The 14,433-nt window shown below is 66.0% G+C and carries 16 protein-coding genes; 7 read left to right on the forward strand and 9 right to left on the reverse strand.

The annotated features are described in order from the left end of the window. Positions 1-289: 289 nt before the first annotated feature. From ACODSZ_RS15250 to ACODSZ_RS15275, 6 genes are read right to left on the reverse strand one after another with little or no spacing between them, the layout of a single operon-like run. A complete protein-coding gene (locus ACODSZ_RS15250) occupies positions 290-1,603 on the reverse strand; it encodes a class I SAM-dependent DNA methyltransferase (protein WP_488927930.1) in 1,314 nt (437 codons plus the stop codon). A gap of 41 nt (positions 1,604-1,644) precedes the next feature. Continuing rightward, complete coding sequence (locus ACODSZ_RS15255; protein ID WP_008330695.1) at positions 1,645-3,273, reverse strand: methyl-accepting chemotaxis protein; 1,629 nt, start codon at positions 3,271-3,273, stop codon at positions 1,645-1,647. Positions 3,274-3,288: 15 nt separating this feature from the next. After that, positions 3,289-3,759 (reverse strand): DoxX family protein, encoded by a 471-nt coding sequence (locus ACODSZ_RS15260; RefSeq protein ID WP_175343588.1) that lies wholly within the window; start codon positions 3,757-3,759, stop codon positions 3,289-3,291. 20 nt (positions 3,760-3,779) lie between these two features. Further along, positions 3,780-4,535: an HvfC/BufC family peptide modification chaperone gene (locus ACODSZ_RS15265; protein WP_488927931.1), complete on the reverse strand. Its 756-nt coding sequence runs from the start codon at positions 4,533-4,535 to the stop codon at positions 3,780-3,782. Continuing rightward, positions 4,532-5,383, reverse strand: a complete 852-nt coding sequence (gene bufB / locus ACODSZ_RS15270; RefSeq protein ID WP_488927932.1) for an MNIO family bufferin maturase — start codon at positions 5,381-5,383, stop codon at positions 4,532-4,534. The genes ACODSZ_RS15265 and bufB overlap by 4 nt, the downstream gene beginning before the upstream one ends. Positions 5,384-5,403: 20 nt before the next feature. Beyond that, entirely contained in the window at positions 5,404-5,682 is a 279-nt protein-coding gene (locus ACODSZ_RS15275; protein WP_008330675.1) for a BufA1 family periplasmic bufferin-type metallophore, read from the reverse strand. Between ACODSZ_RS15275 and ACODSZ_RS15280 the strand changes: the two genes are divergently transcribed. The 5 genes from ACODSZ_RS15280 (at position 5,681) to ACODSZ_RS15300 (ending at position 8,780) form a co-directional block, all read left to right on the forward strand. Beyond that, positions 5,681-5,845: a hypothetical protein gene (locus tag ACODSZ_RS15280; RefSeq protein ID WP_175343590.1), complete on the forward strand. Its 165-nt coding sequence runs from the start codon at positions 5,681-5,683 to the stop codon at positions 5,843-5,845. The genes ACODSZ_RS15275 and ACODSZ_RS15280 overlap by 2 nt on opposite strands. Before the next feature lie 80 nt (positions 5,846-5,925). Further along, a complete protein-coding gene (locus ACODSZ_RS15285; protein ID WP_249776976.1) occupies positions 5,926-6,591 on the forward strand; it encodes a DUF1109 domain-containing protein in 666 nt (221 codons plus the stop codon). Between the two features lie 15 nt (positions 6,592-6,606). Then, on the forward strand, positions 6,607-7,236 hold the full coding sequence (locus tag ACODSZ_RS15290; RefSeq protein ID WP_034350757.1) for a sigma-70 family RNA polymerase sigma factor: 630 nt from the start codon (positions 6,607-6,609) through the stop codon (positions 7,234-7,236). Then, entirely contained in the window at positions 7,233-7,874 is a 642-nt protein-coding gene (locus tag ACODSZ_RS15295; RefSeq protein WP_175343592.1) for a DUF1109 domain-containing protein, read from the forward strand. Before ACODSZ_RS15290 ends, ACODSZ_RS15295 begins: the two co-directional genes overlap by 4 nt. 18 nt (positions 7,875-7,892) lie before the next feature. After that, a complete protein-coding gene (locus tag ACODSZ_RS15300; protein WP_175343593.1) occupies positions 7,893-8,780 on the forward strand; it encodes an HD domain-containing phosphohydrolase in 888 nt (295 codons plus the stop codon). 67 nt (positions 8,781-8,847) lie between these two features. On the opposite strand, the gene ACODSZ_RS15305 is transcribed toward ACODSZ_RS15300, so the two are convergent. Together ACODSZ_RS15305 and ACODSZ_RS15310 are read right to left on the reverse strand one after the other, a co-directional pair. After that, on the reverse strand, positions 8,848-10,677 hold the full coding sequence (locus ACODSZ_RS15305) for a methyl-accepting chemotaxis protein (RefSeq protein WP_175343594.1): 1,830 nt from the start codon (positions 10,675-10,677) through the stop codon (positions 8,848-8,850). A gap of 254 nt (positions 10,678-10,931) precedes the next feature. Then, positions 10,932-11,699, reverse strand: coding sequence for a YdcF family protein (locus ACODSZ_RS15310; protein ID WP_488927933.1), 768 nt, complete (start codon positions 11,697-11,699; stop codon positions 10,932-10,934). Between the two features lie 149 nt (positions 11,700-11,848). Between ACODSZ_RS15310 and ACODSZ_RS15315 the strand changes: the two genes are divergently transcribed. After that, positions 11,849-13,261 (forward strand): HdeD family acid-resistance protein, encoded by a 1,413-nt coding sequence (locus ACODSZ_RS15315; RefSeq protein ID WP_488927934.1) that lies wholly within the window; start codon positions 11,849-11,851, stop codon positions 13,259-13,261. After that, on the forward strand, positions 13,258-14,139 hold the full coding sequence (locus tag ACODSZ_RS15320) for an alpha/beta hydrolase (RefSeq protein ID WP_488927935.1): 882 nt from the start codon (positions 13,258-13,260) through the stop codon (positions 14,137-14,139). The genes ACODSZ_RS15315 and ACODSZ_RS15320 overlap by 4 nt, the downstream gene beginning before the upstream one ends. A gap of 115 nt (positions 14,140-14,254) precedes the next feature. Here ACODSZ_RS15320 and ACODSZ_RS15325 read toward each other — a convergent pair whose 3' ends face one another. Beyond that, entirely contained in the window at positions 14,255-14,386 is a 132-nt protein-coding gene (locus ACODSZ_RS15325; protein WP_008330666.1) for a hypothetical protein, read from the reverse strand. Between the last annotated feature and the right edge of the window lie 47 nt (positions 14,387-14,433).

Below are 14,433 nucleotides of genomic sequence, written 5' to 3' on the forward strand. Positions count from 1 at the left end.
TTCAGATGTCGTACCGGGGATATCTGGCGGGCAATGAAGAGCGGGGATTCATCGCGCTGCAGGCCGGTACGGTCCAATCGATTACGTCGTGAGCTGGGGCTATTCTAAGCCATGCCGAATGGAGCTACGACTGTACCTTGGTCGAAAAGTGCAACAAAAAATGAAGCTTTCTGCGGGGATGTTGCATGGTGGACATGCTTTTGTGGATGAGTTGCCGTGGCGGCATGCTTATTTCTGAACCTGCCGACATGCCGCCGACTATCCGCCGACGCGCGTCAGCATTGCTCGCTCAGCGCCGTGCCAGGACGACCAGTCCCGGCACGGGTTGCTGCATTTCCACGCGCAGGCTTTCCTCGCGCACCAGCACCATCGCCAGCCCGGCCTCCTGCAGGCACTGTTGCACATAGCTGCGCTGGTGGCGGAAGCGACCGCTGGCGTGAAGATAGTAGCCAGTGGCACGTTCTTCGTCCGCCAGTTCGACGGTGAAGATCAGGTGGCCGCCTTCCTGCAAGGCTTGTACGGCTGCCCCGAAGAACGAGGCCAGCTGGCCACAGTAGATCAGCACGTCGCAGGCCGCGACCAGGCCATAACGTGCCGGATGAGCCCTCATCCACTCCACCGCGTCGGCTTCGGCCAGCGCGGTGTATTGTGCATGCCGTGCAGCGTGGCGCAGCATGTTGGGGGACAGGTCGATGCCTTCCAGCGCCTGCGCATAGGGCGCCAGTACCGGCGCGCACAGGCCGGTGCCGCAACCGGCGTCCAGGACATTGACCGGTGCTGCGTCGGCCAGGCCCGCCTGCAGCATCGCGTCCAGCACTTGCGGCCCACGGTAGTCCAGGTGCGTAACGAGGTTGCTGTCGAAGTGATCGGCGTAGTCATCGAAGCGCTGCACGATGTAGTCACGCGGGACCGTGTCGCTGGGCAGTCCGGCATAGGCGGCAAACATGTGGCTGGCGATAGGGTGGCCGGGCTCCTCCAGCAACCATTGCCGGCATACTTCTGCGGCTTGCTCCATCCGCCCCAGGAAATAGAAGGAGATCGCCAGCAGCTCGCGCGACTTGCCCTCGTGCGGCGGCAGCACGAAGGCCATGCACTGGTAGCGCGAACTCTGCATGCGATCGCCCAGCTGGGCGTAAAGCTCTGCCAGCTGATGCAGGGCGGCCAGGCAGTGCGGGTCATACTGCAAGGCCTCTTCGCCGGCGGCGATGGCGGCGTCGGTCTGGCCCAGGGCGCGCCGCGCTGCGGCCAGGTTGGTCCACAGTTGCGCATCTGCCGCCCGCAAGTCCAGGGCTTGTTCATAGGCCGGTGCCGCTTCCTCGAAACGTCCGCAGGCGAACAGAACATTGCCCAGATCGTTGCACCAGTCGGCATCAGGCGGGGCGTTGCGCGCGGCCTCGTGCATCAGCGCCAATCCTTCCTCGTGGCGACCGCACTGATGCAGCAGCACGCCCAGATAATGCTGGGCCGGGGCGTGCTGCTCTTCCATGGCGAGGATGAGGCGATAGTCTTCTTCGGCCGCATCGAGGCGGCCCGCTGCATGGTGGTTGAAGGCCGAAGTGAAGCTTTCTTCGATCAGTTCTTCCAGGGCGCCGCTGGACGTCATGGGGGGTCTCCTCTTGGTGTCATCGTCGGGGCGATGTGAATTTATTGACTCGAAACCGCCAGCCGGGGCAGCGACAGGGTCTGCGCATCGGTCGTGTCTGTGCTGCTCATGGCGGCAGGGACGGCCAGGGTGAAGACGGCCACCGACGCCGTGAGCGTAGCCGCCTGTTCGGTCAGGGCGTCGGCGGCTGCCGCAGTCTGTTCGACCAGGGTCGCGTTCTGCCGGGTCGCACGGTCCATGTCCGCCAGGCTGAGACTGACCTGGGAAATGCCTTCGGCCTGTTCCTGTGTCGCCGTGGCGATCTCGTTGACGGTGGTCATGACATGGCCGAACGACTGCACGATCTGGACGATGGCCTGGTCGGCTTCCTTGACCTGTTCTGCGGCGTGGTCGACCGAGCCGATCGAGGTGGCGATCAGGTCCTTGACCTCGCGCGCGGCCTGCGCACTGCGCAGCGCCAGCGAGCGCACCTCCGAGGCCACGACGGCGAAGCCGCGGCCCTGGCTGCCGGCGCGGGCGGCTTCCACCGAGGCATTCAGGGCCAGGATGTTGGTCTGGAAGGCGATGCCGTCGATCACGCTGACGATGTCGGAGATCCGTGCTGCCCCTGCCGTGACCTCGGCCATTGCACCGGCGATGCCGCCCATGACCTGGCCACCGCGCTCGGCATCGCGGGCGGCGGCAGCCGCCATTGCATTGGTGCGGCCGGCGTTCTGGGCATTGTTGCGCACGGCACCGGAGAGCCGTTCCAGGGTGGCCGCAGTCGACTCCAGCGTACTGGCCTGGGACTGCGTACGCTGCGCCAGTTCGCCGTTGCCCTGGGCGATATCGGCGACGCCGTGATGCAGGTCGCGGGTGGCCTCGCGGATGTCGTCGACGGTGCGGGCCACGCCGCGCTGCATGCGCTGCAATGCGGCCAGGAGTACACCGATTTCATTGCCGGAGATGCCTTGTACCGGGCGACTCAGATCACCGTCGGCGATGCGGTCGAAATGTTCGGCGGCGCGCTTGAGCGGTCGCAGCAGCAGGCGGTCGAACAGCAGCCAGCAGACGCCGATGAGCAGGATGGACGCCGCCAGCATGGATACGGCCAGTAGCGAGGCCTGGGCCGAGCGGCGTTCGGAGGCCTGGCGCAGACCGTCCTTGACCTGTTCCGCACGCTGGATCACGGCGCGCAGGGTGGCGGCAAATTCGCGATCGGCTGCTTCTGCGCTGACGGTGGCGGCGGCGTAGTCGTCCAGCGAGACGTCATACAGCGCCACCTCGCGCTGGTTCAACACCTTGATGTAACTGTCATAGGCCGCCGAGACACGCAGTGCCTCGGGCTCGGCCAGGGCTTGCGGAGTGAGGCCCTGGCGGTAGCCGTCGAAAGCCTTGCGGGCTTCCTGCAGGGCGGCCGAGGCCCGTCGGCTGTAGTCATTGGACTTGATTTCATCGCCCTTGACCAGATTGATGTAGGCGTTGTCCATGTTGATCAGGGTGGTCAGAAACAGGCGCTCGGTGTCATGCAGGGGCTGGATGTGACGATCCGACAGTTCGATCAGCGCAGCAGTGGCACGGCTTGCCGAGCGCGCGCCCTGCCAGGCCATGGCCACCGCCAGCCACAGCGCCAGGGTCAACAGCCCCAGTACCAGCAGCAGGGCAGTGCGCAGCTTCATTCTGGTCAACATGATGGTCTCCCTCGATCAGTGCAGGCCCAGGCGTCGGTCCAGTGACCAGGCACCACCACCGCGTGCCACCAGCAGCAGCAACAGACCGGCCCACGACAGGTGGGTTGGCCAGGCATCCGGGTAGACGAAGATCTCGATGACCGCCGTCATGCCCAGCAACGCCAGTGCCGCGCCGCGCGTGAACAGGCCCAGCACCAGCAGCAGCGGGAAGAAGTGTTCGGCATAGGTGGCCAGGTGTGCAGCCAGGTCGGGCGGTACCAACGGCAGGCGATATTCCTCCTGGAACAGGACATAGGTGCTGTCCTTGATGTGCAGCCATCCGCTGACCTTGGTCCGGCCGGAGAGGAAGAAGATGGCGGCAATCGACAGCCGTGCCACCAGGGCCAGCAGTGAATCGCTGATGAGGCGGCTGGCCAGGTCGGCGGCGCGGGTGTAGAGGGGGGGACGCGGCCGGGCCGTGGCTTCCAGGGTGAGAGGCGGTTCCATGAGGGTCTCCGTGGGGGTGTTCAATAGAAGGAAGTGAAGGCGCCGGCCAGAACCAGCTGGCCCAGCAGCAGGGCAAGGTCCAGCCCGGGCTCGTGTGTCAGCGCCTGGTCGGCTGCACTGGCGATGGCGTAGCCATCGCGACAGGCATCGAGGAAACGGCAGCCGCCCGGGCCCAGTGCCTGCCATTGCACCTGGCCGTGGGGGCGGGTGAGCAGGGCGCCCTCGCCGCACCATTGCGGGGCCAGTTCCGTGGCGTCTTCTTCGTTGCGGTTGGCGTTCCAGATGGTGTAGACCGGATGTTGCCCATCGTGATGCCAGCGGCAGGCGGCATGCAGGACCAGGGTCACGTCCCGGCCCTCGGCCAGTGCGGTGTGCAGGGCCGCGCCTGCCAGGACGGGCTGGTCGGCGGCCAGGTGGGATTCGGTCCAGCAGCGATCCAGCAGGGCGATGCCGGGCAGATAGGGCAGGGCGCGTGCGGCCTCCAGCGTGCCGAGAAATTCGGCAAAGCCTTCGCCATAGGCGATCAGGCTGGCCTGGCGCGGCAAGTGGTGACGCGCGAACTCCAGTGCGGCCGATTCCATCCATGTGCGACCCACCAGTCGGTGCACTGCGGGATAGTTGGCCAGCAGCGCATCGACGCAGCCCTTGAAGACGGTATTGCGATAGATCGCGAAAGCCGGCTGGGCGAGCAGCGCGCCGATCTCGGGATCGTCGCTATGACCGCTCAGGAGGGCCTGCAGGAACGCGTCGTGATAGCGGCTCTCGGGGGCATTCATGCGGGCTGCTCCTCTGGTGCCGGCACCAGCGGATGAAGCAATGCAGCGGCCATGTCGCGCTCGGCCAGCAGCACATCGAAGGCCGGCACGTTGCCGTCGCGTTCGATCAGCGTGGGGCGGGGGCCGGTACGGGCCAGCAGATGCTGGTACAAGGCCCAGACCGGGGCCGCGATCGGTGCATCATGCGAATCGACCAGCAGGCCGGGAAGATGGGCGTCGGCACTGTGGCCGGCCAGGTGGATTTCGAGGATGGCCTCCGCTGGCAACTGGTCGAGGTAATCGGTGGCATCGATACCCAGGTTGCAGGCGCTGACGTGGACATTGTTGACATCGACCAGCAAGCCGCAACCGGTGCGGCGTACCAGCTCTTGCAGGAATTCCGGCTCGCTCCAGCTGTGCCTTTCCATGCGCAGATAGTGAGAAGGATTCTCCAGCGCGATGCGACGCTGCAGGACATCCTGGGTACGGCTGATGTTGGCGGCCACGCGCGCCAGCATCTCGGTCGTGCGCGGCACGGGTAACAGGTCGGGCAGGTAGTGTGCGCCGGCACGTGACCAGGCCAGGTGTTCGGAGACCAGTACCGGTTCGATACGTCGGGCCAGTTGTGCCAGCTGGCGCAGATGAGCGGGATCGGGCGCTTGCGGCCCGGCCAATGACAGCGACACCCCGTGCAGGGCCACCGGATGCCTTTCCCGGATGGCCTGCAGCCAGGCCAGTCGGGGGCCGCCTTCCATCAGGTAGTTCTCCGGATGGACTTCGAACCACAGCCCGGGCGTGGTGCAGGCCAGGGCCGCATCGAAGTGCTGCGGCTTGAGGCCCAGGCCGGCAGTGAGGAGGTGCGCTGTCATGACCATTGGCTTCGGATGGATCAGATCGGCTTGAGCGAGCCCATGCCGCGCGGGGTCTTGATGGAAGTGCAGGTGCCGGCCGGAACGTTCTTCCAGGCATTGCCCTGGTAATCCATCTTGGCCGTGCCGGCGCAGGTGGTGCCTTCACCAGCCTTGCAGTCGTTCTGGCCGGCCATGGAAACGCCATAGCACTTCTCGACGGCAGTCTTGTTCATCGGTTGCTTGTCTTGCGCCATGGCTGCGCCGGAGGCGAGGGTGGCGAGGGTCAGGGCGGCGGTGGCGACGAGGCGGTGGTTCATGGTGTACTCCTTGAAATGGAATGAAGTGGAAGATGACACTGACCGGCGCAGGCTGATTTGCTGCAGCCAGGCTGCCGGTCTGATGGTTAATTCGCAGGCGGAGGCTGGCCGGTTACAGCGCATCGAAAATTTTTTGAAGAAATATTTTTCGCGCTTGCTGTAACCCAAACGGTTTTGTGAACGAATACACAGGAGAGCGCGCCGTTGCGCAGTCTGCCCGCAGGGGCGAAACAGGGGATGTGAATGAAAACGATGGAACTGGTCAACATGCTGGCCACCGGCACCGGAGGTTCCGCCGGCCCCGGCCAGCGCACCCTGGTGCGCAACGTGGCCGCGCGCATGGCCGTGGCGCTGGCCTTGGGCCTGATGGGAGCGGCGCTGCTGCTGGCCATTCTGTATGGGGTCCGCAGCGACCTGCGCACCCTGCTGCTGCAGCCTTTGTTCTGGATGAAGGTCTCGTTTCCGCTGGCTGCGCTGCTGGCCGGACAACTGGCCGCATCCCGGCTGGCACTGCCGGGCATGCGCATCGGCCTGGCACCGGCAGCGGGATTGCTGCTGCCGCCGGCCCTGCTGTGGCTGGCTGGCGGCAGCTGGCTGGCGCTGGCACCACCCTCGCAGCGTCTGGAGCTGCTGCTGGGGAGCAGCTGGGAGGTCTGTTCGGCCAATGTGGCCTTGCTGTCGCTGCCCACGCTGGCAACGATGCTGTGGTTCCTGCGCGGACTGGCACCTACGCAACTGCGCGCAGCCGGTGCCGTGGCCGGTTTGGTGGCCGGTGCCCAGGGCGTGCTAGTCTATTCACTTTATTGCGTGGAGATGGCGCCGCCGTTCTGGGGCGTCTGGTATGTACTGGGGGTGGCGCTGCCGACGGGGGTCGGCGCCTTGTGTGGCCCATGGCTGCTTCGTTGGTAATCTGTCGGCGTGCTCATGACTGAGAGTCCTTTCCTGTTGGCCACTGGCGGCCCGGCCTTGTCGGGTGACCTGGCCGGTCTTCCCGGCAAGCCTTCGCACCCGGCCGAGGAACGCTTGCGTACGCTGCTGCTGGCCGGTCTCGACGGTGACGCCGTGGCCTATCGCCAATTCCTGGCCGAACTCAGCGGACGCCTGCGCGCTTTCCTGCGCAAGCGGCTGGTCCATCTGCAGGATGACGTCGAGGACGTCGTGCAGGAAACCCTGCTGGCCATCCACAACGCCCGTCACACCTATCGTCCCGACCAGCCGTTGACGGCCTGGGTGCATGCCATCGCGCGCTACAAGCTGATGGACTTCCTGCGCGCGCGCTCGCGCCGCGAAGCCTTCAATGATCCGCTGGAGGAAGAGCATGACCTGCTGGCCGTCTGTGACGACGAACCGGCCCAGGCCCGGCGCGATGTCGGCGCCCTGCTGGAGGAGCTGCCCGACAAGCAGCGCCTGCCGATCGTGCACGTCAAGCTGGAGGGCCTGTCGGTAGCCGAGACGGCGCAACTGACGGGGATGTCGGAATCGGCCGTCAAGGTGGGGATCCATCGCGGCCTCAAGGCCCTGGCCCTGAAGATCCGGGAGAAACTGCAAGCATGAAGACTGATGACCTTATTTCGATGATGGCCGGTGACGTAGCTCCGGTGGACCGTCGCCTGCCGGCCAGGCAGATGGCCCTGGCACTGCTGCTGGGCGGCCTGGGTTCGTTGCTGCTGATGCTGCCGATCTATGGACTGCGCCCCGATCTGACCGTGATGCTGGGGGTGCCGCTGTTCTGGATCAAGCTGGCTTTTCCCACCACGCTGACCGTGGGTACCCTGCTGGTGCTGCGGCGTCTGGTGCGTCCGGGGCTGCGCGTGGGTGCGCGCTGGGCCGGCATTGCCTTGCCCGGCCTGGCGCTCTGGCTGGGTGGCGTCACGGTGCTGCTCAGTGCGCCGGTGGCGCAGCGTCTGCCGCTGTTGATGGGGATCAGCTGGCGCAGTTGCCCCTTCAATATCGCGCTGTTGTCGGTGCCGCTGTTCATCGGCATCTTCTGGGCCGTACGCGGCATGGCGCCGACGCGGCTGCGCCTGACCGGCGCCGTGGCCGGGCTGCTGGCCGGCGCCAGTGCGACCATGGTGTATTGCCTGCATTGCCCGGAAATGGGCGTTCCCTTCTGGGGCGTCTGGTACTTGCTGGGCATTCTCATCCCGGCAGCGGTCGGCTTGCTGCTGGGTCCGCGCCTGTTGCGCTGGTAAGTTCCCGGGAGTTTTCCAATGAGTTTGCTTTCCCTGTGGCAGCGGGCCACGCAAAGGACCGCTGCAGGCCAGGCTGCACGTGACGAGCAGTTGCTGATGAGTCTGTTTCTGCTGGCCTGGGCGGTCGAGGCGCGCGATCCCTACACGGGTGGGCATCTGTGGCGGGTGGCGCGGCTCTCGCGTTTGCTGGCCGAGTCGGCCGGATTGCCTGCGCAGCAGGTGGCGCGCATCACGATCGGCGCGTTCCTGCATGACCTGGGCAAGATCGGCATTCCCGATGCCGTGCTGGGCAAGAAATCGCGGCTGGATGACGCGGAATATGCGGTCATCCGGACCCATCCCGAGATCGGCCATCGCATGCTGGCCGGCCACCCGCTGGCGGCGCTGGCCGAAGAGGCCGTGCTGCTGCATCACGAAACGCCGGATGGCCGCGGCTACCCCTACGGACGACGCGGCGAGGACATCCCGCTGGCTGCGCGCATCGTCGGCATCTGCGATGCCTTCGATGCCATGACCAGCACGCGCCCCTACCGCAGCGGCATGCCGATCGCCCGCGCCATGGAGATCATCGGGGGCGAGCTGGGCAAGCAGTTCGATGCAGAGCTGGGTCAGCTGTTCATCGGCTTGCAGTCCCATCCGGAACTGGCCCACATCGTCGGTCACAGCGACGAGGGTATCCCCCTGCAACGCTGCCTCAGTTGCGGTCCGATCATCGTGCAGCCGCGCCACGCGGCCGTGGGCGATACTCTGTACTGTCCGGCCTGCCATAGCGAATACACCATTGCGGCCGGTGCACAGGGCCTTCTGGCCAGCGGCAAGCAGGATACGGCGCGCGCCCTGGCGGTGCCGCCTGATACCGGTCTGATCCGTCGTCTGGTCGGGGAAAACCGCGCCGCCCTGGCCTGAGTTGCATCACCCATGAAAAAGCCCGCACGAAGCGGGCTGGCGGGCTGGCGGTACGGCGCTCATTGGCTCAGAAGGTTTCCCAATCCCCTTCATCTTCTCCGGCAGGCAGGCGCGAGGCTTTGGCGGCCGGCTTGGCGGCTGTCTTCTCGGCCTGTGGCTCGGTCTTGGCGGCTGGTGCGGCAGCGGGTTTGGCTGCGGCTGCCTTGGGTGCGGCAATGGCCGCATGAGCAGCCGACGTCGTCGCCGGCTTGCGTGGCGCCGCAGCCGTCGGCGCCGGGCGCGGTGCCGCCCTGGCGGCCACGGGTGCGGCCGGTGCCACTGGCGTGGCCTGGGCGGTACGTGCCTGGTTGCCATCGATCTGGAAACGTCCTACCAGTCCGGCCAGGGTAGCGGCCTGGTCCTGCAGCGATTGCGCGGCGGCAGCAGCTTGCTCCACCAGTGCGGCGTTCTGCTGCGTGCCTTCATCCATCTGCGTGATGGCGCGGCCGACTTCGGCGATGCCGGCACTCTGTTCCTGGCTGGCCGAGCTGATCTCGCCGACGATGTCGGTGACCCGACGTACGCTGGCCACCACTTCGGTCATGGTGGCGCCGGCCTGTTCCACCAGCTTGCTGCCGGTATCGACCTTGCTCACCGAGTCATCGATGAGGGTCTTGATTTCCTTGGCCGCCGAGGCCGAACGTTGGGCCAGCGAACGCACCTCCGAGGCCACCACCGCAAAGCCGCGCCCCTGTTCGCCGGCACGGGCCGCTTCCACGGCCGCATTCAAGGCCAGGATATTGGTCTGGAAGGCGATGCCGTCGATCACGCCGATGATGTCGGCAATCTTGCGCGAGCTGTCGGTGATGCCTTCCATGGTCTGCACCACCTGGCCGACCACGCTGCCGCCCTGGATCGCCACGTCCGATGCCGATTCGGCCAGTTGGTTGGCCTGGCGCGCGTTGTCGGCGTTCTGCCTGACGGTGGCGGTCAGTTCTTCCATGGCCGAGGCGGTTTCCTCGATGGAACCGGCCTGCTGCTCGGTGCGACTGGACAGGTCGAGGTTGCCGCTGGCGATTTCGTGGCTAGCCGTGGCGATGGTATCGGCCGAAGTCTTGATATTGGCGATGGTGCTCAGCAGGGAGTCACGCATGCTGCGCACCGCGTACAGCAGGCTGCTCTGGTCGCCCGGCGCAGTCTGGATGTTGGGGGTGAGGTCACCCTGGGCGATGCGGTTGGCGACCTCGGCCGCCTTGGCCGGATCGCCGCCGATGGTGCGCAGGATGCCGCGGTTGATCACGATCACCAGCCCCACCAGGGCGGCGGCGACCACGGCGAAGAGGATCGCCATGCGGGCCAGCGTGCCCATGAAGGCAGCGTTGATGTCATCCATGTAGGCGCCGGTAGTCAGGTTCCAGTCCCAGGGCTGGTAGGCGATCACGAAGGAAGTCTTGGCCACCGGTTCGGCCGCGCCGACCTTGGGCCACAGGTAGTGCACGAAGCCGCCGCCGGGCTTGCTGCCGGCCTTGGTGATCTCGACGAACAGGTTGTTGCCGGCCGGATCCTTGAAGTTGGTCAGGTCCTTGCCGTCCAGTTCGGTCTTGATCGGGTGCATGACGATGATCTGGGCCGAGGTGGAAATCGAGAAGTAGCCATCGGTCCCGTAGCGCAGACTCTTGATGGCGGCCTTGGCACGTTTTTGTGCCTCTTCCTTGGTGAGGGCACCACTGTCGGCCAGACTGCCATAGGCCTTGACCAGCGACAGCGCGGTCTGGCCGATGTTGGTCAGATCGTTCTTGCGCTCTTCCAGGCGCACGTCGCGCACCATATAGGCGCTGAAGACGGAAATCGCCAGAAGGGCGACGAGGCTCAATACGAGTGGCAGCCACAGCTTCTTGCTGAAGGATAACTGGCCCATGATGTAATCTCCCAATTTTTATCTGGACGCTCGCCGGCATCGTCGTGCCTGGACGATGGCAGCGGACCCCGCGGGCCTGGTGCATCGTCTTGCGTGAGCGTCATTGTTGCCAAGTCAAGGTGGTGTTCACGGGCTTTCGCAGATGAAATGCGCGCGACCTTGCCACTCTAACCCGGTATTGCCTTGCTGAATGCCGGAACAGGAGGCGCAAGTGCGCTCATTTTCGGAAATGAATGGTGCGGTGCGGGACAATTTCACTGCTCCAGCGCCGAGCGGAACCGATACCACCACAGGCCGATCCGTTCACGCAGGGCATAACTGGCCAGCTCAAGGTTGCTGGCGCGCGGCAGGTAGTCGGTGGGTCGGGGGCGTGACCGACCGTGGAACAGGGTAGGCGCTGCCCGGACCTGCAAGCCCGTCTGCGTGAATACGCGCATGGCGCGCGGCATGTGGATGCTGTCTGTGACCAGCAGGATGCGCGTGATGCCATCGGCCTTGAGCATGGCGGCCGAATGGCTGGCGTTCTGGGCCGTGGTGTCGGCCTGCTGCTCCTGCCATCGCACCGCTACCCCGAAGTCGCGCTGCAGGTCGCGCGTCATCAGGGCGGCTTCGCTTTCCGGCGAACCGTCGGGGCTGCCGCCGGTCACCAGGATGGGCAGGCCGGTCTGGCGCGCCAGATAGGCGCCGTATTGCAGCCGCTTCATGCCGAGGGCGGTGGCGTCGTCGCTGCCACCGTATTCCGGCGCCCGGTCGACCCGACCCGATCCCAGGATGACGATGGCCTGCGCATCGCCGGGGCCGGTCAGCGGCGGATACTGGTCTTCCAGGGGGCGTACCGTCCACAGGGCGCCGATGCGGGTACTGAGGACCAGCAGGATCATCACCCCCAGCAGCATCAGGGCCAGACCGCTGCGCGGCGCGCGACGGCGCAGCCATCGCCCGGCCAGGTACAGCAGGAGGGGCGAGACGGGCGGCAGCAGGAGGCTGCTGGCCATGGCGGAGAGGAGGACCGGCAAGGACATGAACAGGATCGGCAGCAATGGTGGACAGCCTGGCATTGTGCGTGATTGTGCCGCTCCGGGCCAGCCTTGCCGCATGCCGATTTGCCTCGCCGCAGGGAATCCCCCAGAATGCGGGATCGCAAAAGGAAGGGCACAGCCCCGGGAATGCCGTGATACGACTTGTCTTGTTATTGCTGGGTGCCGATTTCATCCGCCGCAACTGGCACGCTCTGGCCGTGGCCGGTCTGGCCTGGGGAGCCGTCGGCGTGTCGCTGATGATCGATGCACTCGATGGCGTGCTCAATTTCCCCTTGACCCTGTTCGGCTACCTGCTGCTGCTGGAGAGCCTGGTCACCCTGTGGGTGGCCAACAGCGGCATGGGCGCGCAGAAGACCCTGCGCTACGCCAAGGGCGGCTTGTTCCTGCTCATTGCTATCCTGGTCATCACCCAGCACTACGCCAGCAACATGGCGCTGGCCATGCTGTTTGGGCTGGCCTTCACCATCGGCGGTGCGCTGCAGATCACCTCGGCCCTGGTGGTGCGCTTTCCGCGCTGGCGCACGGCCATGTTCGGCGGGGTCGTGCAGATCGGGCTGGCGATCTTCTTCTTCCAGCCCTATCCCACCCACTACAAGGGGACCGTGCCGTATTGCCTGGCGCTGGGCCTGGTCTTCGGTGGCTGGAACATGATCTGGGTGGCCCTGCGCAGCCGCATGCTGCCGCAGCAGGCCGCCGCTGACGTGCTGGCCGAGCGCAACAGCGGCGATGACTTGCCCTTCGATGCCGGGCTGCACGACGCTGCCCCCGACCTGCAGGCGCAGCTGCGCGCCCCGGCCACGGCTGCTGCGACACCGGGGCCGCTGGCGCCGATGACCCTGCACGTATGGACCCCCACCGGCAGCGCCAAGGGACAGGCCCGGCGGCAGCCGGTGATCGACCGCTACATTGCCGCCGTCGACACCCAGGGTGTCATCTCGACCGGCCACGCCGCGCTGGAGATCCTGCCCGATCTGTACATCAGCCTCTATCCGGCCGAGGAAATCGACCGCTCGCCGGATCAGTTCGCCCGGCTGCTGCGCGCCACGGCCGACAACGACGTCAAGGGCCGCTACCTCACCGATTACCGCAGCGAAGCCGCGGCCTGGTGCGAATCGACCGAGAAGATCGTCTTCCGCGACTACCGTCGCGCCTCGCTGGAGCGCTTCTGGCAGCATTACCGCCAGACCGAGATCTACAACCTCACCTATCGCAACTGCTCCAGCACCGTGGCTCATGCCCTGGAGGCCGCGCTTGAGGGTGTCATCGGCACCCGGGACCGGCACTGGTTCAATGCGGTGCGCATGATGTTGACGCCCGAGATCTGGGTCGCCAGCCAGATCCGCAAGCGCGCCGTGACCATGGCCTGGACGCCGGGCATGGTGCTGGACTATGCCCGCGCCTTGCGCGCGGTGGTGCATCCGCGTCCCTTGTCCTGGGCTGCCTCGCTGCAGCTCGCCCTGCGCCAGAGCCGGCGCCTGCGCAAGGCCTGGCGAATGACGCGCCGCCAGGCGGATGCGCAGTCCTCTTCCTTCAGGAAACCATGAGCCATCCTCTCCCCGTACAGGAACACTGGATCGACGCCGCCGACGGCACCCGCCTGTTTTGCCGCGACTGGCTGCTGCCCGGCGCCACCTCGGCGGTGCAGATGGTGCATGGCCTGGGGGAACATGGCGGGCGCTATGAGGCATTGGCACAGCTGTTCAATCAGGCCGGCTTTTCCGTGCGCATCTGCGACCATCGCGGCCATGGCAATTCGGGTGGCCGCCAGGGCAGCCTGATCCGACCGGATGATCTGCTGCGCGACCTGAAGCAGAGCTTCGATGACTTCAGCCGCCGTACGCAGTGCACGCCGCTGCTGTTCGGTCACAGCATGGGCGGCCTGGTGGCGGCGCGCTTTGCCACCGGCGGTTTCAGCCCGGTGCGGGCACTGGCCTTGTCCTCACCGGCGCTGGCGCTGGATCTGTCGCGCTGGCAGCGGCTGCTGCTGAAGGTCTCCTCGGCCATCGCCCCGGGCCTGGCCCTGCCGACCGCCTTGCCGGCTGCGCGCATCTCGCACGATCCGCAGCAGGTAAGAGCGTACCGCCAGGACCCGCTCAATCACGGCAAGATCGCGCCGCGCATGCTCAACTTCATGCTCGATGCCATGCGGCAGACGGCGCGCGATGCCGTCCAGTTCACGCGGCCAGTGCTGCTGCAGGTCGCCGGCGATGACGCCTTCGTCGCCCCGCGCGGCAGCCGGGCCTTCTACGAGGCCCTGCCCGGCCAAAGCAAGACGCTGCACTGGTACGCCCAGGCTTACCACGAGATCTTCAATGAGGAAACCCGACTGCGTGAGCAGGCCATGCAGGACTTGCGGGAGTGGCTGGGACAGTTGCCGCCGACCGAGCAAGCCAGTCCAATGCCGACGGTATCGATGGGGTAAAACCAGAAGACGCTGAAGCTAGCGTGAAGAAGGGTTCAGGAATTAACCTGGAATTACGCATGTAAAGCACCGCGACAGGCTTCTGAAGGGGCCAATCCGGTGCTTTTTTGTTCACTCAGGGTTGCCCGCTGGGAACGTTGCTGAACTGGCAGCGGCTGTCAAAGCCGACGAAGCCAGGCGCGCAGGCGCAGCCTTGCACGGCCAGCAGCAGGGCGGAGGCGGCGAGGAGGGAGGCAAGTCGCTTCATGCGTCACTTTCGTTGCGTTGGCAAAGCTTGCGAGTGTAATGCGCTGC

This window comes from Herbaspirillum sp. FG34 (assembly GCF_057809315.1).